General features: G+C 75.9%; 21 protein-coding genes. 18 read left to right on the top strand and 3 right to left on the bottom strand.

Annotation, left to right across the window (positions count from 1 at the left end; genetic code table 11):
• The first annotated feature begins 73 nt into the window (after positions 1 to 73).
• The 3 genes from ACFWIC_RS19365 to ACFWIC_RS19355 all read left to right on the top strand — a co-directional run bounded on the left by ACFWIC_RS19365 (position 74) and on the right by ACFWIC_RS19355 (position 2,219).
• On the top strand, positions 74 to 652 hold the full coding sequence (locus ACFWIC_RS19365) for a TetR/AcrR family transcriptional regulator (protein ID WP_380353266.1): 579 nt from the start codon (positions 74 to 76) through the stop codon (positions 650 to 652).
• 58 nt (positions 653 to 710) lie between these two features.
• The gene (locus ACFWIC_RS19360) at positions 711 to 1,067 is read left to right on the top strand and encodes a hypothetical protein (RefSeq protein ID WP_329880434.1); all 357 of its coding nucleotides are present in this window, start codon (positions 711 to 713) and stop codon (positions 1,065 to 1,067) included.
• A gap of 198 nt (positions 1,068 to 1,265) precedes the next feature.
• Complete coding sequence (locus tag ACFWIC_RS19355) at positions 1,266 to 2,219, top strand: DUF389 domain-containing protein (RefSeq protein WP_329948872.1); 954 nt, start codon at positions 1,266 to 1,268, stop codon at positions 2,217 to 2,219.
• Between the two features lie 108 nt (positions 2,220 to 2,327).
• Here ACFWIC_RS19355 and ACFWIC_RS19350 read toward each other — a convergent pair whose 3' ends face one another.
• The 3 genes from ACFWIC_RS19350 to ACFWIC_RS19340 all read right to left on the bottom strand — a co-directional run bounded on the left by ACFWIC_RS19350 (position 2,328) and on the right by ACFWIC_RS19340 (position 5,023).
• Entirely contained in the window at positions 2,328 to 3,587 is a 1,260-nt protein-coding gene (locus ACFWIC_RS19350) for an MBL fold metallo-hydrolase (protein WP_380519574.1), read from the bottom strand.
• Positions 3,588 to 3,925: 338 nt separating this feature from the next.
• Positions 3,926 to 4,378: a MaoC family dehydratase gene (locus tag ACFWIC_RS19345; RefSeq protein WP_329880431.1), complete on the bottom strand. Its 453-nt coding sequence runs from the start codon at positions 4,376 to 4,378 to the stop codon at positions 3,926 to 3,928.
• Between the two features lie 213 nt (positions 4,379 to 4,591).
• Positions 4,592 to 5,023 (bottom strand): pyridoxamine 5'-phosphate oxidase family protein, encoded by a 432-nt coding sequence (locus tag ACFWIC_RS19340; RefSeq protein WP_329880430.1) that lies wholly within the window; start codon positions 5,021 to 5,023, stop codon positions 4,592 to 4,594.
• Between the two features lie 246 nt (positions 5,024 to 5,269).
• Between ACFWIC_RS19340 and ACFWIC_RS19335 the strand changes: the two genes are divergently transcribed.
• From ACFWIC_RS19335 to ACFWIC_RS19265, 15 genes are all read left to right on the top strand, one after another.
• The gene (locus ACFWIC_RS19335) at positions 5,270 to 6,226 is read left to right on the top strand and encodes a hypothetical protein (RefSeq protein WP_380353262.1); all 957 of its coding nucleotides are present in this window, start codon (positions 5,270 to 5,272) and stop codon (positions 6,224 to 6,226) included.
• A 138-nt stretch (positions 6,227 to 6,364) separates the two neighbouring features.
• Positions 6,365 to 6,988 (top strand): hypothetical protein, encoded by a 624-nt coding sequence (locus tag ACFWIC_RS19330; protein WP_380519546.1) that lies wholly within the window; start codon positions 6,365 to 6,367, stop codon positions 6,986 to 6,988.
• Positions 6,989 to 7,221: 233 nt separating this feature from the next.
• Positions 7,222 to 7,923, top strand: coding sequence for a hypothetical protein (locus tag ACFWIC_RS19325; RefSeq protein WP_329948869.1), 702 nt, complete (start codon positions 7,222 to 7,224; stop codon positions 7,921 to 7,923).
• A gap of 135 nt (positions 7,924 to 8,058) precedes the next feature.
• On the top strand, positions 8,059 to 8,955 hold the full coding sequence (locus ACFWIC_RS19320) for an SAF domain-containing protein (protein ID WP_380519545.1): 897 nt from the start codon (positions 8,059 to 8,061) through the stop codon (positions 8,953 to 8,955).
• 1 nt (position 8,956) lies between these two features.
• Positions 8,957 to 10,438 (top strand): hypothetical protein, encoded by a 1,482-nt coding sequence (locus ACFWIC_RS19315; RefSeq protein ID WP_380519544.1) that lies wholly within the window; start codon positions 8,957 to 8,959, stop codon positions 10,436 to 10,438.
• Positions 10,439 to 10,508: 70 nt separating this feature from the next.
• Positions 10,509 to 12,068 (top strand): CpaF family protein, encoded by a 1,560-nt coding sequence (locus tag ACFWIC_RS19310; protein WP_380353369.1) that lies wholly within the window; start codon positions 10,509 to 10,511, stop codon positions 12,066 to 12,068.
• On the top strand, positions 12,065 to 13,120 hold the full coding sequence (locus ACFWIC_RS19305; protein WP_380353252.1) for a type II secretion system F family protein: 1,056 nt from the start codon (positions 12,065 to 12,067) through the stop codon (positions 13,118 to 13,120). Before ACFWIC_RS19310 ends, ACFWIC_RS19305 begins: the two co-directional genes overlap by 4 nt.
• Positions 13,117 to 13,995, top strand: a complete 879-nt coding sequence (locus ACFWIC_RS19300) for a type II secretion system F family protein (protein ID WP_329880421.1) — start codon at positions 13,117 to 13,119, stop codon at positions 13,993 to 13,995. The genes ACFWIC_RS19305 and ACFWIC_RS19300 overlap by 4 nt, the downstream gene beginning before the upstream one ends.
• A 58-nt stretch (positions 13,996 to 14,053) precedes the next feature.
• A complete protein-coding gene (locus ACFWIC_RS19295; RefSeq protein ID WP_355404596.1) occupies positions 14,054 to 14,332 on the top strand; it encodes a hypothetical protein in 279 nt (92 codons plus the stop codon).
• A 38-nt stretch (positions 14,333 to 14,370) separates the two neighbouring features.
• Positions 14,371 to 14,748 (top strand): TadE family protein, encoded by a 378-nt coding sequence (locus tag ACFWIC_RS19290; RefSeq protein WP_329880418.1) that lies wholly within the window; start codon positions 14,371 to 14,373, stop codon positions 14,746 to 14,748.
• Positions 14,745 to 15,278 (top strand): TadE/TadG family type IV pilus assembly protein, encoded by a 534-nt coding sequence (locus tag ACFWIC_RS19285; protein ID WP_380519543.1) that lies wholly within the window; start codon positions 14,745 to 14,747, stop codon positions 15,276 to 15,278. The genes ACFWIC_RS19290 and ACFWIC_RS19285 overlap by 4 nt, the downstream gene beginning before the upstream one ends.
• A gap of 192 nt (positions 15,279 to 15,470) precedes the next feature.
• Positions 15,471 to 15,920, top strand: coding sequence for a hypothetical protein (locus ACFWIC_RS19280; protein WP_329880416.1), 450 nt, complete (start codon positions 15,471 to 15,473; stop codon positions 15,918 to 15,920).
• Positions 15,920 to 19,975, top strand: a complete 4,056-nt coding sequence (locus ACFWIC_RS19275; protein WP_380353245.1) for a LysM peptidoglycan-binding domain-containing protein — start codon at positions 15,920 to 15,922, stop codon at positions 19,973 to 19,975. The genes ACFWIC_RS19280 and ACFWIC_RS19275 overlap by 1 nt, the downstream gene beginning before the upstream one ends.
• Before the next feature lie 93 nt (positions 19,976 to 20,068).
• A complete protein-coding gene (locus ACFWIC_RS19270; RefSeq protein WP_329948864.1) occupies positions 20,069 to 20,320 on the top strand; it encodes a hypothetical protein in 252 nt (83 codons plus the stop codon).
• Between the two features lie 333 nt (positions 20,321 to 20,653).
• Positions 20,654 to 22,807 (top strand): hypothetical protein, encoded by a 2,154-nt coding sequence (locus tag ACFWIC_RS19265; protein ID WP_380519542.1) that lies wholly within the window; start codon positions 20,654 to 20,656, stop codon positions 22,805 to 22,807.
• Positions 22,808 to 22,845: the final 38 nt, after the last annotated feature.

Genomic DNA, 22,845 nt, shown 5'->3' with positions numbered 1-22,845 from the left:
GAGCGAGGGGAGGAGGAGGGTTCAAGAACGTTCGTTCTTGACCGGGCGTTCTTTAACTCCTAGAGTCATCGCCATGGGAAGACCACGCGCCTTCGACGAGGACCGAGCTGTGGAGACGGCGGCGGAGCTGTTCGCCCTCCGGGGATACGAAGGGACTTCGGTGGACGATCTGGTCACCGGTCTCGGAGTGCACCGGGGCAGCCTCTACAAGGTGTTCGGGAGCAAACGCGGCCTCTACCTGGCCGCGCTGCGCCGCCACCTCGACCAGGAGGTGCTGCCGCTCGCGGCGGCGCTCGGGACCGCCGACGGCCTGGCCGAGCTGCTGGTGCAGGCGGCAGCCGGATTCGACGGCGGCCCGGCCGGCGGACTGCTGCTGTCGGCCGCCGTCGAACGGGCCGGGAGCGATCCGGAGGTCGGCGCACTGGTCGCCGAGGGCCTGGCCGCGCTCGACACCGCGGTCGCCCGGGCGGCCGGGCCCGCTGGGGGCGAGGGCGCCGGGCCCGGGGGCGCGGAGATGCTCGCCGCGACCGTCCTCGGCCTGCGGCTGCGTGCCCGTGCGGGCGTGGGCGGGCCGTCGGCCGCGTCGCTCCTGGCCTTCGCCGGCCGGTTCGGCGGGACAGGCGGGGCCGGCGGGGCCGAACCCACGGGTTGAGCAGGTCCTCACCCGGAACAACCAGAGCATCGTCGACCACCAGCAGAGGAACACCTCCATGGCCCATGTCAGCGTCACCGACCACACCCTCGTCGTCGAGATCGAGGGCCTCGACCGCCTCTGGGCGATCAGGAGCCGGATAGAGATCCCGATCGGCAACGTCCGGGGCGCCACCGTCGACCCCGGGATCTTCCGCGAGCCCAAGGGGATCCGGGTCGGCGGAACGCACTTCCCGGGGCTGATCACCGCCGGAACCTTCCGCTCGGGCGGCGAGTGGGTGTTCTGGGACGTCAAGAACCCGGAGAAGGCGGTGGTGATCGAGCTCGCCGACGAGCGGTACAGCCGGCTGGTCATCGAGGTCGCCGACCCGCGCGCCACCGTCGACCTCGTCGAACTCGCCAAGCGGCCCGCCTGACGGTCGGCCCGCCCGACGGTCGATCTACCCGACGGCCGGCCCGTCTGACGGTCGGTCCGGTCGGGGGTCGGTCCGGTCGGGGGTGGCCCGGTCAGTGGGCGTGCCGTGCGACGGACCGGCAGCCTCGGCGGGCCGTCGGACGGGCGGCCGTCTATGGTGATCGGGTCTCCCCGCCGCCGCATCCCGTCCGGAGCATCCGTGCTGCACCTGCGCCTGATCGTTCCCGCCGACCTGCGCGACACCGTGCTGAAGTGCCTGGACGACTGCGTGGGTGTGACCCACGTGGTGCTGCTCCCCGACGCGGCCGTCCGGCCGCCGGGGGACGTGGTGCTCTGCGACGTGGCGCGCGAGTCGGCGGACGAGGTGCTGGGCGCGCTGCGGGCGACGGGGCTTCCGGCGCGCGGCGCGATCGACGTCGAGGAGATCGAACTGACCCTCTCGGCAGCGGCCGACGAGGCGGAACGGCTCGCTCCCGGCGAGGGGGCGGACGCGCTGGTCTGGGAGGCCGTCTCCGAGATCACCCACGAGGAGTCCACGCTCACCGGCGTCTACCTGGCCTTCCTGACCGTGGCGACGATGCTGGCGGCCTGTGGCGCGGTGCTGGACAGCGCGATCCTCATCGTCGGCGCCATGGCGGTCGGGCCGGAGTTCGGCCCGCTGGCCGGGCTCTGCGTCGCACTGGTTCAGCGCCGGTCACGGCCGGCCCTGCGCTCGCTGAACGCGCTGGTGGCGGGGTTCGCGGTGGCGATGGCGCTGACCGTGGTGTTCTCGCTGCTGATGGACGCGGCGGGGTTGTTCAGCCAGGAGAGGTTCGACGGGGCGCGACCCAACACCTCGTTCATCTGGCAGCCGGACGCGACCTCGTTCGTGGTGGCCTTCCTGGCGGGCATCGCCGGGCTGCTCTCGTTGACCTCGGCCAAGGCCGGGATGCTGGTCGGCGTGGCGATCTCGGTGACCACCGTGCCGGCCGCCGCCAACGCGGCGGTCGCGCTCGGGTACGGCGACTTCCGGCAGTTCTCGGGCTCCAGCCTCCAGTTGCTGCTGAACATGGCCGGAATCGTGGTGGCGGGGGTGCTCACGCTGCTGGTGCAGCAGGGCGCCTGGCGGCTGCTCCGCCGTCGGGCCGAGGAGCGCGCGGCCTCCGCCTCCTGAGCGCCCGGCGGGACCGTACCCGCGGTCGGCGCCCCGCGGTCCCGGTCCCGCCGGGGCCCGGCGCCCACGTCCGCGCCGGCCCCGCCCGTGGTCCTGCCGCCGGCGGGCTCAGACCGGCACGCCGTCGTCCTCCGCCGCCTTCGGCCGGCCGCCGCGCCCCGTGGTCTTCCCGCTGCCCGCCTTCCCGTCGACCGTCTTCGGGTCGGCCGCCGCGCGGGCCGCGTCGTCGGGTACCACCAGCGGCGCGCCGTCCTGCGGAAGCGCGGCCACGGCCCGCCACCAGAGCCGCAGGGTGGGCGGGTCGGCCGGTTCGAAGGGCTTGCCGGGGCGCGGCACCGCCAGCTGCGCGCCCAGCGCCCGCGCGGCGGCGACCACCCGCTCGGCGGGCTCCTCCCAGGGGTGCGGGGCGAGGTTGAAGGTGCACCAGTGGATCGGCAGCAGCACGTCGCCGCCGAGGTCGAGGTGGGCCCGGACGCCCTCCTCGGGCGTCATGTGCACCTCGGGCCAGAAGTCGCTGTACGCGCCGACCTGCATCATCGTCGCGTCGAACGGGCCGAGCCGGCGGCCGATCTCCGCGAAGCCGGGGAAGTAGCCGGTGTCCCCGCTGTGGAAGATCCGCCGGCCGCCGCCGGCCACCACCCAGGACGCCCACAGGAAGAGCGCGCTGGTGCGCGGGCCGCGGCTGCAGTAGTGCCGGGCGGGCGTGGCGGTCAGGGTGAGACCGGCCACCTCGGCCGACTCCCACCAGTCCAGTTCGACGATCCGCCCGGCGGGCACGCCCCAGTGCTCCAGGTGGGCGCCGACCCCGAGGGGGACGGCGAAGGTCGCGCCGGTGCCGATCAGCGCCCGGACGGTCCCCATGTCGAGGTGGTCGTAGTGGTCGTGGGAGATGACGACGACGTCCACCGGGCCGAGCTCGTCGAGCGGCAGCGGCACCGGGTGGAGCCGCTTGGGCCCGGTCCAGGCGAACGGCGAACAGCGCTCGCCCCAGACCGGGTCGAAGAGGACCCGACGGCCGTCCAGCTCGGCCAGCACGGTCGCGTGGCCGAGCCAGGTGAGCCGCAGGCCGGAGGCGGGCGGGGCGGCCAGGTCGACCGGGAGCAGCCGGTGCAGCGGCACGGCGGCGGCCGGGACCCGGCGGGTCCGGTCGGCGGCCAGCTGGGCGCGGGTGATCTCCAGCGGGCTGCGTTCGTACACCAGCCGGCGGGTGGGCACCGGATTGCGGAAGGCACCGTCCGAGAACTGCGGCGAACGGTGGATCCGGGACAGCCGGTCGCCGCGCGGATCGGCCCCGAAGGCGTCCGTCCGGACCCGGTGCCAGGCCGTGCGGGGCAGCCCGCTGAGGCGGCCCGGGGGAGCGGTGAGCATCGAGGTGAGGCCGGGGACACGGGTGTACCAGGGGGCGGCTGGGCGGGGCACGGCACCTCCAAGGACGGCTATGGATACCGGGCATGCCGGGGCGCGCACCGCCGGCGACGGCACCGGTGCGGTACGACAACCATCTCGTCGGAGATTACTCGTCGTCGGCCGTTCGGACCCGGCGAGCGACCCGGCACGCGCCGTTCGGCGTACCCGCCAGGGCGCGCGCCCTGGCGTCCGCCGGTCCGGCCCGCCCGGCGGGAGCCGGTGAGGTCGATGAGATCGACGAGGTGGGTGGGATCGGTGAGACGGGTGTACTGCCCGGTGACCGGCGGATTCCCCGGGGATCAGGCGTAGAAACGCGTGATCGTCTCCGCGACGCAGTGCGGCTTGCCGCTGTCCGCGCTGGTGATGGTGAACCGGACCACCGCCTGCACGCCCCCCGCCACCTCGGTGGCGGAGACCAGCTCGGCCGTCGCCCGGATCGCCGTGCCGACCGGCACCGGCGCCGGGAAGCGGACCTTCTCCGAACCGTAGTTGAGCGCCATCCGGACGCCCTCGACGCCGTAGCACTCCTTGGCCAGCACCGGGATCATCGACATGGTGAGGTAGCCGTGCGCGATGGTCGAGCCGAACCGGCTCTCCTCGGCCCGCTCCGGGTCGACGTGGATCCACTGGTGGTCGCCGGTGGCCTCGGCGAACAGGTCGATCCGTGCCTGGTCGACCGTGTGCCACTGGCTGGTGCCCAGCTCGGTGCCGACGGCGGCGGTCAGTTCGGCGAGGGAGGCGAAGGTCGTCACGGTGCGCTCCTGAGGGGCGGCGGCGAGGGCGGGATGCGAACTCCGCAGAGTATGCCTACTCGCTGGTCACCTGTCAGCGATCGCGCCGGTGCCGGTGCCCGCGGTCGTACCGGTCGCACCGTCGTACCGTCACACGGGGTCGGGCGGTCGGGGTGGCGGGGCCGTCAGGAGTGACGGGGGCGTGGCCCCCGCTCCGGGGCGGGGACCACCGCGTCAGGAACGTTGCACCGAGCGGCCGGACCGTAGCAGCCGGCGACCGCTGACCAGCTCGGGCACCAGTGACACGAAGAGCGGGTCCGAATCGCCGACCCACGGCCGCAGCCCCGAGCGGAGCGCCCGTCGGACCTGCTCCGGCTCGCGCACCAGATCGGCCCGGCCGTGCACCAGGACGCTCCAGCCGGTCCGGGTGACCGGGTCCAGCCGGTCGGCCTGGAAGGCGACGACCGTGCCGTCCAGACAGCGCGCGGTGGCACTGCCCCGGCGCACCGCCAGCAACAGGCGCCCGTCCGGGGTGACGTCGAAGGAGACCGGCAGCACGGCCGGCAGTGCGTGCTCGGTGTACACCACGCGTCCGACGGGCACGGTGCTGAGCAGCCGCAGGCACGCGGCCTCGGTCAGGGCCTCCAGCTGGTCGTCACGGTCCATGGGTCCGATCGTCCCGCTGCCGGGAGCGGGCCGATAGGGCCCATGGTCCCTGAGCGGCAGGGTCGGGAGCCCCGTCGGTGGGCGCGCGGGACGGTAGCCTGCCCGGCGGGTGGCACCGGGGCGCGCGGGGCGTGCCGCAGCGCGCGCGGGTGCCACGGACATCGGCGAGCAGTGCGTGGCCGGGCATCGACGGACGGTGGCGCGGCGGGCGGTCCCGGGACGGCCGGGGACGGGCAGGAGGGGGCGGTGCGGATGGCAAGCGGGGTCGATCTGGTGGTGATCGGGGCGGACGGCGGGCCGGACCGGGGCTTCGGCGGCTCGGCGCAGGCGGCGGAGGGCGCCCGGCTGCTGGCCGGTGTCCTGCCCGGCATGTGCTTCGACGCCGGCGCGGCCGGGAGCCGGGTCACGGTGGTGGAGCCCGGGGCGGACGCCAACACGATGCTGACCGCCGTCCGGGAGGCCGCCGCCCGCCCGGGCCGGTGGCTGCTGGTCTGCCTGGTGGGCCAGTTGGCGGCCGACCCGCGCGGGCGACGGCTCGCCCTGGTGACCGGCGGTTCCACCACGGACAACGCCTACCGGCGCGGGCTGGCCTGGGACTGGGTGGTGAGCGCGATGGTGCACGGTGACCAGGAGGAGGCGCTGCTGCTGGTCGACGCGGTGGTCGACAAGGACACCTGGACCGCGCTGGAGCGGAGCGCCGGCGAGGACGGTCTCGGTGAACTGCTCAACTACTCGCGGGTCCCGCTGTGGGGCCGGATCGGCCGCTACGCCCCGGGCCGCTACACCCCCGGCAGGCGTGGTCGGGACGCCGTCCTGCCGGGCGGCGCGGGCTCGTTCAGCCAGGCGCTCACCACGGTGCTCCAGCAGGGTGTGCCGGGCGCACCGGCCGCCGTCGGCCCGCTCGACCTGCAACCGGCCGTCGGCGCACTCCTCGACGGCGGTGGCGGTGGTGGTGGCGGTGTTGGCGCGGCGGGCGGAGGGCCGGGCAACTCCGCGGGGGGCGGGCCCGGTGGTGCCGCCGGTACGCCGGCGAACCACGGTGACGCGCCGGGTGTGCGCCTGCTCGTACCGCCGGAGGGAGGGCGTCTGTTGATGCGCAATCGGGCCGCGGTTCGGGGTGCATTGGCCGGATTGTCGCTTTCCGAAGAACTGTTGGCCCTTCTGTGGCGGGAAAGTGCCCCGACGGATCCGCCTTCCGCGTAAGGTCAGGGGGCCCTGGGTGTTGCCGTGAAGGACCGGTTTGGCGAAGAATCGATGCCCTCGGGGGCAACATCGGTGGGACGGCGGAATTCTTTGGCGGCCACGGGCCACACGCGTGGTCGGCTGCGACGAGGTGGGGCGATGCGGCAGCGCGGAAATGTGTTGCGCCCTGGGGCGGTTGGGGTCGGCGGACTGGTACTGGCGTTGCTGCTGAGCGCCTGTGGGAGCAGCGGTGACGGTGGTTCCGTGGAGCGTCTGGGGACCAGTGCGCCCACGGTCGCGGCGGTGACTCCGGTAACCCCTTCGGGTGGTTCGCCGAACGTCGGTAACGCGCCGACGGACGGACCCGAAGGAGCGGCCGCCCGGGACGCCCTGAGCGCCTATCAGGACTGGTGGCAAGCCCAGGTGGAGGCCTACGGGCGGACGGATTCGGACGGATCGCGACTGGAGACCTTCTCCTCCGGGAAGGCACTCACCGACGCCCTGGTCAATCTCAAAAAACTTCACGACGCCAAACTGGTGATGACCGGCGGACCGCGGAATTCGCCGGTGGTGAAGAACCTCGATCTGGCCGCCGATCCGCACACCGCCGTGATCGAGGACTGCCTCGACGTGTCGGGCTGGCACCAGGCCGACGCCACCACGCGCGCGGTGAAGGACCCGCCGAACCGGCTCACCCGGTACTCGGCGACCGTTTCCCTACGACAGTTCGAAACGCGTTGGCTGATCCACGAGTTCAAGCGGGAGGTGCAACGAACATGCTGAAACCGGTACGGCGATTGGTGCTCGGTACGCCCTTGTTCACCGCATTGCTGTTATCCCCCGGAACCGTCGCGGCGGCGGAGCCGACCCCCACCGGGGGTGCCACCCGCTGCGAGGTGAACGTGATCTGCTCGGGAACCGAGGACCCGGGCACCAAGCCGACCCCCGGGGGCGGCGGGGGGACGGGGGGCACCGGGGGGAGTTCGAGCGGCCCTCAGGTGTGCTCCTGGAACGGGATGCCCCTCGCGTGCAGCGATCCCGAGCTGGGCTGGTTCAGCCCCTCGCGGGGCTGTTACTTCCGGGTGATCAGCCCACAGCCTCCCGCGGGCGATCCGCGCTGGCAGGGGCACGATCCCTCGGAGGGCTCGGTCTACAACGTGACCTGCCTCGACAGTGCGGGCTCGCAGACCCCGGCCCCGGCGGAGTTCGCCGCCCAGGCGCCCGCCGGGCCGCCGCCGGACAACCCGGCCCAGCTGGCCCGTCAGGCCAGGGACCGGATCGCCTTCCCCAAGCCGAAGCCCGTCACCGCCCCCAAGGGCGACTCCGTGGTGGGCGCGCCGGTCTGGCTCTGGCTGGAGGGCTCGCAGCCCCCGGCCCCGGTATCGGTCTCCGGCAACACCCTCACCGTGACGGTCACCCCGCGCCTGGACTGGGTGGAGTGGAAGTTCGGGGACGGGACGAAGGAGCGGTGCGAGGGGAAGGCCGCGGCCGGCACCCCGTACGACCCCAAGTACGGCGCCAACGCCTCGCCCACCTGCGGCCACGTCTTCAAGTCCGGTTCGGGCCGCACGACGGACGGCCTGTTCCACGGGACCGTCACGGCCCACTGGGTCGGTGTGGTCACGGTGACCGGGGGGACCCAGCAGGTCGACCCGATCGAGCTGCCGCTGACCGAGGCCGTCCAGTTCCGGGTGGCCGAGGTGCAGGTCCTCAACTAGCCGGTCCGCAAAAGCCGGTTCTCGACTACCCGGACCTCAACTACCCGGACCTCGACCGGCCGGCCGGACCTCGACCGGCCGGACCGGCACACCGCACAGCAACCCGACGAACGACGCGAGAAAGGCCGAAGCCCGGTGGAGAACCGTACCTTTGCCACGCCGGGGTCCGGCACGTCCGCCACGGCGACCGCGACCGCCGGGTCCGCCTCCGTGGCCGTGCCGGAGCAGGGACGCGGCGCGCCGCACGCCCCCGGGCGGACGCTCGGGGCGCGGCGCCGTCGGCCCGCCGTACTGGCGATGGCGGTGGCCCTGATAGCCGCCGGCGGGCTGGGTGGCGCCGTCCTCTACAACAGCACCGGCCAGCGGGTCGCGGTGCTGGCGCTCGCCCGTGACGTGCAGTGGGGGCAGACGCTGACCGCCGCCGACCTCGTGGTGGTGCGGATCGCCGGCGATCCGGCGCTCACCCCGCTGGCCGCCGCCGACCGGGACAAGGCGGTCGGCATGCGGGCCACCACCGACCTCCACCGCGGCGGGCTGCTCACCAAACGGGACCTGGCCCAGACGCTCGTCCTCGGCCCGGGGCAGCTCCTGGTCGGTGTCTCGGTCAAGCGCACCCAGCTGCCGGCCACCAGGCTCCAGCCCGGCATGCCGGTCCTCGTGGTGAACACCGCGGACGGCAACCGGATCGAGTCGCTCTCCGCCACCGTGTACACGGTCGGCCGGGTGGAGGGCGACGGCAGCCAGGTCTTCGACGTGGTGGCCGCCGAGGCGGAGGCCAACCGCCTGGCGGCGTGGGTCGCGAGCGGACGCATCCAGATCGTGGTGGCACCGCGCCCCGCCCCGGGGGCGGCGCCCTCCGCGGCGGGTTCCGCGGCGCCGGGGACCGGAGCGACACCGTCGCAGGCGGCGCCGTCGGGAGCCGCGCCCTCGGGAGCCACGCCGTCCGCGGCCCGGGTCGGGACGCCCGCACCGACGGGCGCGGCGTCCTCGGGGGCCGCGAGCGGTGCGCCGTCCGGGGCGGGTGGGGCCTGAGATGGCGGTCATCGCGGTGGTCGGCGGCCCGGGGGCACCCGGCGCCACCACGACGGCGCTGGCGCTGCTGCTGGCCTGGCCGCTGCGGCCCGGCCGCCGCGTCCTGCTCGTCGAGTGCGATCCGGACGGCGGCGCGGTGCTGGCCGGCGCCCTGGAGGGCCGGGTCGAGGCGGTGTACGGGCTGCGCAACCTCGCCGTCGCCGACCGGCGCGGGCTGCTCGCCCAGGCGCTCTGGGAACAGCTGATCGACCTCTCGCCGGAGGGCAACGCCGAGCGCCTCCTGCTGCCGGGTCTCACCGACCCCACCCAGGCACCCGGGCTCGCCTACACGTGGGAGCCGCTGATGGAGGTGCTGCACGGGCTGGAACCGCAGGGCTACGACGTCCTCCTCGACCTCGGCCGCTCCGGCGCGACCGGCACCAGTGCGGTGCTGGCCCGCCGGGCCGACGTGGTGGCGGCCACCGTGCGCACCACCCTGCGCGGGCTGAGCGCGTCGCGGCCCCGGCTGGCCGCGCTCGCCGAGGACCTCGGCACGGCCGGCACCGGGGCGGACGCGCTGGGCCTGCTGCTGGTCGCGGAGGGGCCGTACTCGGGGGCGGAGGTGTCCCGCGAGTTCGGGCTGCCGGTGCTCGGGGTGCTGCCGCACGCGCAGCGCACCGCCCGGGTGCTCTCGGACGGCGGCGACGTCACCGACCGGCGGTTCGTCCGCTCGGAGCTGATGCGGACGGCGCGTTCGGCGGCGGACGAGCTCCAGCTGACGGTGCGCCGGCGGCGGCAGCGGCTGGCGCCCACCTCCCAGCCGGCCCCACCCGCACAGCTCGCCCCGGGAACGGGGCCCGCCCCGGACCGGGGGCCGGCGGCTGCCGGTCCGTCGGGGACGGCCGGACCGGCGCCGGAGCCGGCCGACGGGCCCGGCTACGCGTACCCGCCGCCGCAGGCACCGCAGCCCGCCCAGCCGTACGGGCCCGTGCCGCCGGTGATCACCACCGGGCCGGTGGCCCCGCTCGCGGGGCTGGCACCGCAGCCGGCCGCTCCCGCGTCCTTCCCGGGGCACGGCGGCACACCCGGGGAGCAGGCGCACCAGACCCAGCAGTACGGCGGCCGGCACTCCGCCCCGCAGTACCCCCAGAACCCCGGCCGGCCCGACGCCGGCCAGCCGCACGGAACGCAGCCGTTCGGAACGCAGCCGCAGGCGACGCAGCCGTACGGGACCCCGCACGACGGGACCCGGAACGGCGCGACGCAGCAGCACGCGACGCAGCCGTACGAGGCCCAGCAGTTCCAGCCCCAGCAGTCCGGCGCCCCGACGTACGGGCCGCCGTCGTCCGGCGCCGCGCAGTACGGCGCCCGGACCGCAGCCCCGCAGCACGCCGCCCCGCCCGCCCCCGGCGCGCCGGAGCAGCCGACCGGGCCCGCGCACCAGCCGTACGGCACCGCACCCAGCGACCCCCTCGCCCAGACGGAGGTGCTCCGTGCGCGGTAGCCCCCTGCACCAGCAGCCGGCCACCGACCCCGCCGCGCTGCCCTGGTCGACACCCCTCCCCGGCCCCGTCATGCCCAACCCGGTCACGCCGGGCCCGGTGACCGCAGGCCCGGTCGGGCCCGGCCCGGCCGCCCCGGCGGGTGCCCCGCCCGTGCCGCCGGGAGCCCAGCAGGGCGGCGCCGCGACGGCCACCGCCGTCCCCTCCCAGCTGCCCTCGCTCGACCGGCGCGGCGCCGGCACCCGCCCGGCCGTCGACCCGCAGGTGGCGCGCGAGCTCAAGCGCCAGGTGGCCGCCGAGCTGCACCAGCAGATCCTCCGGCTGACCGCGGGCTCGGGAACCGAACCCGACCGCGCGACCCGCCGCCAGCGCGGTCGCGCGCTGATCGAGGAGGCCGTCGCCCGCTGGTCCGACGCCTACGCGCAGACCCACGGCATCCCGCCCACCCGCGACCAGGACCGTGCGCTCGCCGAGGCCGTCTTCGACCTGCTCTTCCGGGCCGGCCGGCTCCAGCCCTACCTCGACGACCCGGAGATCGAGAACATCCTGATCAACGGCTGCGACGACGTCTGGATCTCGCGGGTCCACCAGCCGCTGCGCCAGGTCCCGCCGGTGGCCGACAGCGACGCCGAACTCGTGGAACTGCTCCAGGACCTGGCCCGCCAGCACGGCGGCGGCGAACGCTCCCTCTCCACCGCCAGCCCGACCCTCGCGCTGCGCCTGGAGGGCGGCATGCGCCTCCAGGCGCTCACCGAGGTCACCCCGCGCCCCTACGTGGCGATCCGTCGGCACCGGGTGGCCTCCGCGACGCTGCCCGAGATGGTCCGGCTCGGCACCCTGGACACCACCCTGGCCTCCTTCCTGGCCTCCGCCATCCGGGCCCGGAAGAACGTGATGATCACCGGGACCCAGGGCGTCGGCAAGACCAGCCTGCTGCGCGCGATGGCCGCGGAGATCCCGCCCGACGAGCGGATCGGCACCCTGGAGTCGGAGTTCGAACTCTGGCTGCACACCCTCGGCCACCTGCGCCAGGTCGTGCCGATGGAGGCCCGGGAGGGCAACGGCGAACGCGTCGAGGGCCGTTCGGCCGGCGAGCTGACCATCGGCGACCTGATCCCGGCCGCGCTGCGGATGACCCTCTCGCGGATCATCGTCGGCGAGGTCCGCTCCGGCGAGGTCGTCCCGATGCTGCGGGTGATGACGAACGGCGAGGGCGGCTCGATGTGCACCCTGCACGCCCGCGGCCCGCACATGGTGGTCGACCGCATCGCCGAACTCTGCCTGGAGTACGGCTCGCACATGACCGACGCGCTCGCCTACCGGCTCACCGCCAACGCGGTCGACCTCATCGTGCACGTGGCGATGGTCGACGAGACGCCGGTCGGCGGACGCCGGCACCGGTTCGTCTCGCACGTCCTGGAGGTGACCGGTCTCGGCGAGAGCGGCCGGCCCGCGCTGAACACCGTGTTCGGCCCGCGCCCCGAGCTCGGCGAGCCGCGCGCCGTCCCGCACACCCCGCCGCAGTGCCTGGACGACCTGCGCCGGGCAGGCTTCGACGCGTCGCTGCTCGGCTCCCGGTACGGCAGTTGGGCCGCACCGCTCCAGCTCCGGATCGGCGGTGGCGCCCGATGATGCCGCTCTTCGTGCTCTGCGGCCTGCTCGTCATGGGCGGCCTGGTCGCCCTGGTGGCCTGGGCCCGCGGCAGCGACCCGGCGGCCGAACCGGACGGGGACCGCGAGACCTCCAACCCGCTCGGCGGCCGGCTGCACGTCTTCTGGTACGGCGCGCCCGGCACCGCCTCGGGGCGGATCGTCCGGCTGCGCCGGATCCAGCTGCCGCTCGCGCTGGCCGGCGCGCCGCTCGGCTGGCTGTTCACCGGCATCCCGCTGACCGCGCTGCTCGTCCCGCTGGCGGTCTTCGGCCTGCCCTGGCTGTTCGACACCACCCGTTCGGACACCGACCGGATCGAGCGGCTGGAGGCGCTCTCCGAGTGGACCCAGCGGATCGCCGACGTGCTGCTGCTCGGTGTCGGCCTCAACCAGGCCATCGTCACCAGCCGCCGCACCGCGCCCGCCGCGATCGAGGGGGAGGTCGGTGAGCTGGCCGCCCGGCTGCAGGCCCGCTGGCGGCCCGAGGAGGCGCTGCGCGCCTTCGCCGACAGCATGGCCGACGCCACCGCCGACAAGGTGCTCGCCGCGTTGCTGCTGCGCTCCGGGGACAGCGGGCCCGGGCTGGCCCGGGCGCTCTCCGACATGGCCGAATCGGTGCGCGAGGAGGTCCGCCAGCGCCGCACCATCGAGGCCGACCGGGCCAAGCACCGCACCACCATCCGCTGGCTGGTCGGCATCATCGTGCTGGTCGTCACCATCGGTTCGTTCAACACCGAGTACACCCGCCCGTACAGCACGGTGCTCGGCCAGAGCGTCCTCGCCGTGGTGGCCGCGCTGTTCGTGGCGGTGATCGCCTGGATGCGGGCGCTGGCCTCGCATCCACCGGTCCCGCGCCTGCTGGAGCTGGACCGGCGCAGCCGGACCGGCAGGGCCGCGCGGCGTGCTGACGCACCCGAGGGCGGTGCGGGCGGCCGGGCCGCCGAAGGGCCCGGTGGCCCGGGTGGCGCCGCGACCGGCGGTGCTGCGACCGGCGGTGCCGACGCGGGCGCCCGGCTGTTCGGGGAGGCACGATGATCTCCCCGTGGTCCGTGCTGGCCGGCGCCGCGGCGGCCGGCGGCATCGCCCTGCTGATCGCCGAACTCCGCCCTGCCCCGCCCGACCTGGGCCAGGCGCTGGACCGGCTGCACCGCACCCCCGCCGACCGGACCCCCGACCCGGAGGAACGGCCGCGCTGGTTCGACCGGATCGGCGAGCGCTCGATCAGCCTGCGCGGGGTGCGCATCCCCGAACGCGACCTGGCGCTGATCGGCCGTACCCCGGCCCGGTTCATGGCGCACAAGCTGATGTTCGCCCTGATCGGCCTCGTCCTGCCGCCCTACCTGGTGGTGGCGGCGATGCTGCTCGACATGAGCCTGCCGTTCGTGCTCCCGCTGCTGGTGGGCCCGCTGCTGGCCGGGCTGTTCTGGTTCCTCCCGGACGCCATCGTGCGCGGCGAGGCGAAGGAGGCCCGCGTCGAGTACCTCCACGGCGTCGCCGCCTACCTGGAGCTGGTGGCGATGGAACGGGCCGCCGACCTCGGTCCGGCGGAGGCGCTGCGGCGGGCCGCCGCGGTCGGCCGGGGCGCGGTGTTCCGGCGGATCAGGGACGCACTGGACCGCGCGGCCACCGACCGGCTGCCGCCCTGGGCCGGACTGGACGCGCTGGCGGTCGAGTTGGGCCTGACGCCGCTGCAGGACGTGGCCGACATCATGCGGATCTCCGGCACCGACGGCGCGGCCGTCTACGACACACTGCGGGCCCGGGCCAAGGGCCTGCGGGGCGAACTGCTCGCCGAGGACCTCGCCCGGGCCAACTCCGACAGCGAGCGGATGGTCGCTCCGGGGGCCGCGCTGACCCTGCTGATGACCGTGCTGATCATCTATCCCGCGTTGCACAAGATGCTCAACTGAGGTACCCCTCGCGGAGGTCAGCAACCTCCGTCACCACGACGCACCCTGGGAGAAACTGATGAACACCCACCTCAAGTACCTGGTGGCCCGATTGGCGGGGCCGACCCTCCTGCCGGTCCGGTTCGCCCTGCTGCTGTTCCACTTCCGGATGGGCCGCGCGAAGGCGGCCCGTGCGCGTGGTGACCGGGGCGCCATCAGCATCGAACTGGCGCTCGCCGTCATCGCGCTGGTGTTCGTCGCGGGCCTCGTCGCGACCGCGCTCTACAGCCTGAACAAGAAGGTCGTCGACAAGGTCAACGAGGACCCGAACCTGCCCGGGAGCGGCGCCACCCCGTGATGAGAGGTCGTCGTCTCCGCCGTTCCGACCGAGGGTCGTTGAGCCTGGGCCTGGCCATCGTCTTCCCGGTCGTGCTGATCCTGATCCTGTCCGTCGCGCAGACGGGCCTGTGGTGGTACTACCGCCAACTCGCCCTCACCGCTGCCCGCGAGGGCGTCGACGCGGGCCGCGTCCAGGGCAATCGGAGCGACGAGCTGAAGAACGAGGCGGCGCGGAAGCAGGCCGAGGCGTTCCTCGGCCGCCAGGGCAGCGAGGACCACGCGATCAGCACCGACGGCAGCACGCCGGTGCTGATCCGGGTCACTGTGGAGGTGACGGCGCCCGTGGTCATCCCCTTCGTCACGCGGCCGACCGTGACCCAGCGCGCCGAGGCGCCGCGCGAGCGGTTCGTCCCGCCGCAGGTGGTGGGACCGTGAGCGGACGGTTCCGGTGGCGGACCGGGAAGTCGGCGAACCGGCCGCCCGGGTGGGCGGTCGGACGGGCGCGCGGGTTCGCCGCGGCCCGGTCCGCCCGGTCGCCGTTCGGCCGGGACGGCGGCGGTTTCGCGGTCGAGGCCGCGATCGTCGCGCCCGCCGTGGTGGGACTGATCCTGGTCACCGTCGCGGCCGGCCGGGTGCAGACCGCCGCCGGCACGGTGGAGGCCGCGGCCCGCTCGGCCGCCCGGACCGCCTCGCTGGCGCGTGGCGTCGACGCGATGGACGCGGCGGCGAAGAAGTCCGCCGTGGAGGCGATGGAGCAGCAGGGCGTGCACTGCGCGAGCAGCAGGGTCACCGTGGCGCACGGGGAACTGGTCAGTCACGGGACCACCATGGCGACGGTCACGGTGTCGGTCCGGTGCGAGGTCGGACTGTCCGACCTGCTCGGCGGGCCGAATCTGAACGGGCCGGTGTCGAAGACGCTCACCGGCAGCTTCGTCTCGGTCGTGGACCGCTACCGGGGCGGGTGAACGGGCGTGCGCCGGAGCGAACGGGGCGGGCCGGAGGCTTCCCCGGACAGGGATGTGTCGGGCCGTGGGGCGGGCGGTGGCGAGGTCGTGACGACGAGGTACCCGGACGGGGATTGGGGACGCCCCGGGCGGGGGAAACGCAAGCGGAGAGCGCCCGGGGGAGGGTGGACGGGCATGTCGGGAGGGGGCGCCATGGCGCGCGGACGCGGGGCACCTCGATTCCGTGCCCGTTCGGACCGGGGCACGCTCTCGATCTTCGTCGCGATCTGCTCGGCGTTCGTCGCCGTGGTCATCGCCCTCATCATCGACGCCGGCGGCAAGCTGCGCGTCGCGGAGAACACCGACGCCTACGCCCAGGAAGCCGCCCGGGTGGCAGGCCAACAGCTCGACGAGGCCGCGCTGTTGCGCGGCGAGGGGTACCGGGTGAAGCGGGAGTACGCCGAGGAGGCCGCCAACAGCTACCTCGCGCTGTACGGTCTGGCCGCGAAGTTCGTGGAGTTCTCGCCCGACGGGGCGGCCGTCACCATCACGGTGGAGACCGAGTACCGGCCCGTCCTGCTGACCCAACTCGCCAACAGGAAGATCACGGGCAAGGGAAGCGCAGCCCTCGTCCACGGAGTCAAGGAAGCGGAGACCGACTGATGGCCGCGCCACGCGCCAAGGACCAGACCCGTGCCGGGCGTCCGGCCCGGGGTGTGCCCGCCACTCCCGCGTCCGGCCGGCGGCCGTCGTCGCGGCCGTCGCACCGCGGCGGCAGCGGCGGCCGCCGGGGCCGGGGCGGCGCCGTGCTCGCCGCGATCGCGGCCCTGATCACCCTGCTGGGACTGCTGCTCGGGGTCCCGGCGCTGCTGCTCTACGGCACCCGCGCGGTCGCCGACATGGGCCCGCTCGCACCGGACGGCCTCGGCGCGCTGCTGACCAGCCCCGACGACGGGCAGCTGTTCCTCTGGCTGCTGGTCGTGGTCGGCTGGGTCGGCTGGGCCTGTTTCGCGCTCTCCGTCCTGCTGGAGATCCCGGCCCAGCTCCGCGGCCGGGTGGCCCGGCGGATCCCGGCGTTCGGCTGGAGCCAGCGCGCCGCCGCCGGCCTGGTCGGTGCGGTGATCGCGCTGGTGCCGGTGGCCGGTTCGGCGTTCGCCGCCACCCCCGAGCGCCCCCAGGTGGCGACCGCGGCCGTCCAGGCGGGCGCCGCGGCGCAGCGGGCCGCGCTGCCCGCCGCGCAGGCCGCACCCTCCCTCGCCCCCGCCGCCGACCAGCAGTCCACCTACACGGTGCGGGACAGCAGGCCGGCCGACAGCCTCTGGTCCATCGCGGAGCGCCAGCTCGGTTCGGGCGAGCGCTGGACGGAGATCGCCAAGCTCAACGACGGCCGGGTGATGGACGATTCGGGCAACCGCTTCGACGCGGACCGGCCGATCCACCCCGGCTGGGCACTGGTGATGCCGGGCGACGCCAAGCCGGACGAGGCCGGGACCCCGGCGCCGGCTCCGGCTCCGGCGCCCGCGACCGGCACGACGCAGGCGGGTACGCCCGCGAGCGGCGCCCAGGGCACCGGCACCGTCACGGTGAAGCCCGGGGACAGCCTGTCGGTCATCGCCGAGCGCGAGCTGGGCGACGCCGAGGCCTGGCCGAAGCTGTTCGACGCGAACAAGGGCGTCCAGGCGCCGGACGGGGAGCGACTCACCGACCCGGACGTGGTGGTGCCCGGGATGGTGCTCAGCCTGCCCGGCGCGGCGACGCCCGCCCCGGCCCCCGCCCCGGCCCCGGCGCCCGAGCCCGCCCCCGCCCCGGCACCCGCGCCGGCGGCGGAACCGGCCCCGGCCCCGGTCCCTCCGCCGCCCGCACCGGGCACCCAGGTGCCGGCACCGGCACCCGCCACCCAGGCGCCCGCCCAGACCCCCGCTCCCGCGCAGGCCCCGGCGCCCGCCCAGACCCCCGCTCCCGCACAGGCCCCGGCGCCCGGACAGACCCCGGCCCAGACGCCCGCCGCGCACGCCGAGGACGCCCCGAGCGACGACTACACCGTCGCCCTCGCCGCCTCCACCGTCGGCGTGCTGCTGGCGGCCGTCATGGTCGGCGCCGTCGCCCGCAAGCGCGGCACCCAGCTCCGGGGGCGGCGGCCCCGGCACCGCATCGCCCTGCCCACCGCCCCCGCCGCCGCCTTCGAGGCCGAACTGAAGGCCCGCCAGGACGAGGCCGGTCTCGACCTGCTCGACCGCGCCCTGCGCAGCATGGCCCGCAACACCGTCCGCGGCGGCAAGCGGCTGCCCGCCGTCGTCGCCGCCCGGATCACCCCCGGCCGGACGATCGAGCTGCACCTCTCCGGCGCGGCCGCCCCGATCGCCCCGTTCCGCGCCGCCCACGCCCCTGACATCTGGTGGTGCGCGGCCGACTCGGACGGGCTGCTCTCACGCGCCCAGGCCCGCAAGACCGCCGCCCCCTACCCGGCCCTGGTCACCCTGGGCTCCTCGCCCGACGGCTCGGTGATCCTCGCCGACCTGGAGACCGTCCGGCTGCTCCACCTCTCCGGCCACCCGGACGACGCCCGCGACGTCCTGCGCACCCTCGCCCTCGAACTCGCCCACAGCCCGCTCGCCGACCGCCTCCACCTGCACCTCGTCGACCTCGCGGAGGAGATTCCGATCAGCGGCCCGGCCGCCGAGCGGATCCACCGTCACCCCACCCTGGAGGCCGCGCTCGCCGCCCTCGGCCCGCGCACCGCCAAGGCCCGGGCCACCCTGGTCGCCGCCGAGGCCACCAGCCCCCGGGAGGCCCGCAGCCGCGGCCAGGCCGACGAGTCGTGGACCCCCGAGATCGTGCTCTGCGGCCACCAGCCGGGCGGGGACGTCCCGGCCGAGCTCGGCCGGCTCCTCGACGGCCGCCCGCGGACGTGCGTCGCCGTGGTCACCCGGGCGCCCGAGCGCGGCACCGGCCCGGTCGCCCGCTGGACCCTGCCGGCCATCGGACAGGCCACCATCCCCGGCCTGCACCTCACCCTGGAACTGCAGCGCCTGACCACCGGCCAGTACGAGCAGGTCGCCGAGCTGCTCCGGGCCGCCGACGACCAGACCCAGCACCCCGCTCCCGCCTGGACCCTGGACGGCCCCGGCCTCGACGACCTCGAACCGGCCGAACTCCCGCCCGTACCGGTCCTGGTCGGCGTGGGGGCGTCGGGCGGTCCCTCCGGCGGATTCCTGATGGGATCGCCGGACGAGCCCGACCTCGGCGACGGCACGGGCGGTGACGCCCCCGAGGCGGCCGGCCCGCGCCTGCTCGCCCGCGTGATCGGCACGGGCGCCAGCCCGTTCGCGGGTACCGACCCGGCGGCGCCCGCCGCGGCCAACGGGTCGGCCGGTGGGTCGACCGGTGGGTCGGCCAACGGCGCCTCCGCCGGGTCCACCGTCTCCGCCGTGCCCGCCCTGCCGGCCGCCCCGGCCGTGGCCGTCCCCCCGTCCGCGGCGGTGGCCGTCGTCCCCGGTCCGCGGCACCTCGTCAACGGCCTCGGGCGACAGGCCGCCACACCCGCCGCCCCGGCGGGCCCGGCCGCCGGCTTCCCCGTCGGCCCGGACACCGGCACGACGTCCGGGGGAGAGGACACCACCCAGAACCTCCGGGTGCCCGATGGGACCGGGACGCCCACCGGTGCGGTCGCGCCCGTCCAGCCGGTCACGCCGGTCACACCGGCACCCGCCCCGGCCGGGAAGCCGGCGCCCGCCCCCGAGCCGCTGCCGACGCACGACCCGGCGCCAGCGCCCACCGGTGCCGATCCGCGGCTCCCCGCCCGCCCGGAGCCGTCCCCCGGGTCGCCCGTGCCGTCGGTGGCCCCCGTCACGGAACCCGGACCGACGGCCGTCGCCCCGGTGGCCCGCACCACCCCCGGCCGCAGCGACAGCGACGACCTGCTCGCCATCCTGCGATCCCCGGAGGCCCACGCCACCCGGACCGCGCCCCGGATCCGTCTGCTCGGCCCGGTCGACGTGGCGGGCACCGGCGGCCCGGCCGAACCCGCCACCGTCCTGCGGCTCACCGAACTCGCCGTCTACCTGGCCCTGCGCCCCGGCGCCGACCACCACGCCCTCGACCACGACCTGCACCCCGGCGCGGCCCACCTCGACCCGCACCCCACCGCGGCCGACGCCCGGAGTCCGCTGCCCGAGAAGCTCGCCGACCTGGCCTCCTGGTTCGGCTCCTCCTCGGACGGCCGGTCCTTCCTGGTCACCGACTCCTCCGACGGCTACGCCTTCGCCCCCGCCGTCACCTGCGACTGGGACGAGTTCCGCGGCCTCTACCGGCGCGGCATGCGCAGCACCAGTGCCACCGCCGACGCCGCCCTCGCCCACGCCCTCGCCCTGGTCCGGGGCGCCCCGTTCGCGGAGGCACCGCCCGCCGCGTTCGGCTGGGCCGAGTCCGAACGGCAGGACATGATCGCCGCGATCGTCGACACCGCCCACGAACTCGCCGCCCGCCGCCTCCAGTACGGCGACCACCGCAGCGCCGAGGCCGCCGTCTTCCGCGGCCTCGCCGTCGCCCCGGACGTCGAACTCCTGCACCGCGACCTCTTCTACGCCTACGCCTCGGCCGGTGCCCGCGACCAACTGCTGCGCGCCGTCAACCGCCTGGACGCGCTCAGCCGCCGCACCGGCCGGGACCTGGACGCCGACACGGTGGCCCTGCTGCGCGACCTCCTCGCCGGCTCCTGAGCCGGTGGCCGGGCAGCCCACGACCCCGTGGGCACGGCCGGCGGACCGGCCTTCCGCCCCTGGACGGTACGGGTGCTCCGTACCGTCCAGGGCATGACGGTACGGAGCCCGGTGAAGGGCGTCGTCGAACGCGGGGGAACCGCGGCACCGCTCCCGGTCGAGGCCGATGACGGCTATGCCTTCGAGCTGGACCGGTCGCTGTTCCTGGCGGCCGGGGACCGGATCGGATGCGAGGGCACCGGGCTCACCGCCGTCCGCGCCGACGGCCGACGGATCCGGCCCGCCGGCTCCTGGTCCACCCGCTGCAGGATCGGACGGCGCCGAGCCGTAGTGGCTTCCGGCTGAAGGCTGCGACCGTGAGCCGGTCACCGTGCGACTGCACCAACGTGCCCGCGTCGCCCGGATTCCGACGTGTCCGCAGGAGCCGGTGCGCACGGAGCTCCGGACCCTGGACGAGCGGGGGGCCGGACCGCCGGGACCTCGCCACGCCGCGGGCGGTCGGCCGAGGGCGGGCCGGACGTGTGCCCGAGGTGTGTCCGACCGGCGTCGATCGCCGACCCGGCCTGGCTCGGGTGTGCCGGGATCTCGTAGGGTGGCGCAATCGGGTGTGGTGGAAGTCGCCACGCGGGGCAAGGCAGCGACGCCGCTGAGCGGCGGGGCAGGGCGGGTGACCTGGAGATGGCGGAGACGACGGCGGTCCCCGGAGGTCCGGACCCGGCGCCGGACGCGGGCCCCCAGGACGACCTGCCGCCATGGCTCCCGCGCAACGCGTACGAGGACCATCCGCCCGGTCCCGCCGCGCTGTACGAGCCACCGGTCGACGCACCCGCACCCGGCCCGGCCGCGCTCTACGAGCCGCCGACGGCCGCACCTGCGGCCGTCCCCGTGACGGCGCCCGAGCCGCCGGTGCCGTCCACCGGATGGACCGTCACCGGCCTGCCGGCCATGGGCGGTGCGGCGGGAGCCGACGGCGCAGCGGGCGCCGGCACGGCCCCGCCGCCGCCCTCGGCGACCCCGCCGCCGTTCGCCGGGCCCGGAGCCACCCCCGCGCACGGCGTTCCGGCGCACGGCGTTCCGGCGCAGGGTGTGCCCGGCCCCGGAGTGCTGCCCGGCCACGGCAGCCTGGGCGCCGCGCCGCGCGGGCGGATCCTGGTCGTCGAGGGCGGCTACGGCAGCTCCGGCCGCCGTACCTGGGGGCGCGGCGGAACCGCGCAGGCCCCGGTCCTCTCCGCGATGCTCGCCGCAGTCAGCCCCCAGGTGCTGCTCGCCGCCGATGCCGTCGACGCCGTCCACCTCCCCGCCGCCAGTGACCCCCACACCGTCCTCGCCCATCTGCGGGCCGCGGCCCGCCACCCCGGACCGCTCCTCGTCCACCTGGGCGGCCACCTGCTCGCCGACCGGCGCAACGGCCAACTCCACCTCACCCTGCGGGACTCCAAGCCCGGCAGCGTGCGGCAGGACGGCCTCCCCTGGCAGGCGGTCGCGGCCGAGCTGCGCCACCGCCCGACCGACTGGCAGACCCTGGTCATCGCCGACCTGAGCGCCGATCAGAGTGCGTGGCCCTTCCTCCAGGGAGCCGTCTCGCCGCTCGCCGAGGGCATGCCGCTCTGGGCGGTGGTCAGCCCCGACCCCGAGCAGATCGGCACCTTCACCCGTGCGCTGATCGAGGCGCTGCACGGCGGTCGCCCCGGCGCCGAGGCCGTCCTCGCCCCCGAGCAGCTGCGTCAGCAGGTCTACTCGGTGCTCCGCCCGGACGTCGTCATCGTGGCCACCCACGCGCCCGACCGGCCGTTCTTCCGCAACACCGCGCGCCGCGGCGACGGTTCCGCCGCGGACCCCGTCCTGTACGAGGCGGCGAGCCCGGCCGCCGTGCTGCCCCGCCCGGCCGCCCCGGAGGAGGTGCCCTGGGACGACCTGCTGCAGGACGCCGTGCCGCAGGACGCCGCGCCTCAGGACACCCCGCCGCAGGACGCCGTGCCGCAGGACGCCGTGCCGCGGCCTCGGCGCGCCGTCACCCTGGACAAGCCGGCGGCGGCCCTCGAACCGTCAGGCTCCGCGCCCCTGCCCGCTCCCGCCGCCGCCGCGGCGGAGCCCGACGGCCGGGTGGGCCTGCTCAAGGCCGAGGTGCCGCCCACCCCGCCGCCCGCGCCCCGTCCGGTCGACCTGCTGAAGCCCTACGCCTGGCAACCGCCGACCGTCGACACCGTGGTGGAGGAGGCCCCGGCGGCGGCGGACGAGGTGCCGGTGACCGACGCGATTCCGTCCGACGCGGCTCCGGTCGGCGCCAGGCCCGGGGACGCTGCCGACGAGCCCCAGGCCCAGGCCGAGGCCGAGCCAGAGGCCGAAACCGAAACGGGGGCCGTGCCGACGCCCGACCCCTTCCAGTCCCGCGCCGACTACCGGGAGGTGATCGGCCGCATCGTCCGCAGTGCCGAGGCGGGGGACCACGCGGCCGCCACCGACCTGGCCTTCGCCCTCGAACTGGAGGCGATCGGCGAACACGGCTCCGTCTCCGCGCCGGTGCTGCAGGTCCGCCAGGTCCGCGCCCACATCTGCCGCCTCGCCGGGCGGACCGTCGAGGCGGCGGACATCTACCGCGAGGTGGCCCTCACCCTGCTCCGTGCCCAGGGGCCGGACCACCCCGAGACCCAGCAGGCCGCGACCAACGCGGAAGCCTGCTGGCGGGCGATCCCGGACCGCGCCGAGGCCCTTCGGATCGCCCCCGAGATCATCGAACTGCGGGCCTACCTCCCCGGCCCCGACGGCCGGAAGCTCCGTGCCGCCGAGCGCCACCTGGCCCACCTCGCCGCCGCTCAGCCCGACCGCGTCTGACGGGTGCCGCCGGCGTTCCGCGACGCCCCGTCCGGGCG

The sequence above is a fragment of the Kitasatospora sp. NPDC127035 genome (assembly GCF_042726075.1).
Lineage (GTDB): Bacteria > Actinomycetota > Actinomycetes > Streptomycetales > Streptomycetaceae > Kitasatospora.
Note: the sequence above shows the minus strand (reverse complement) of the source record. Positions and strands in the feature narration are given on the sequence as shown.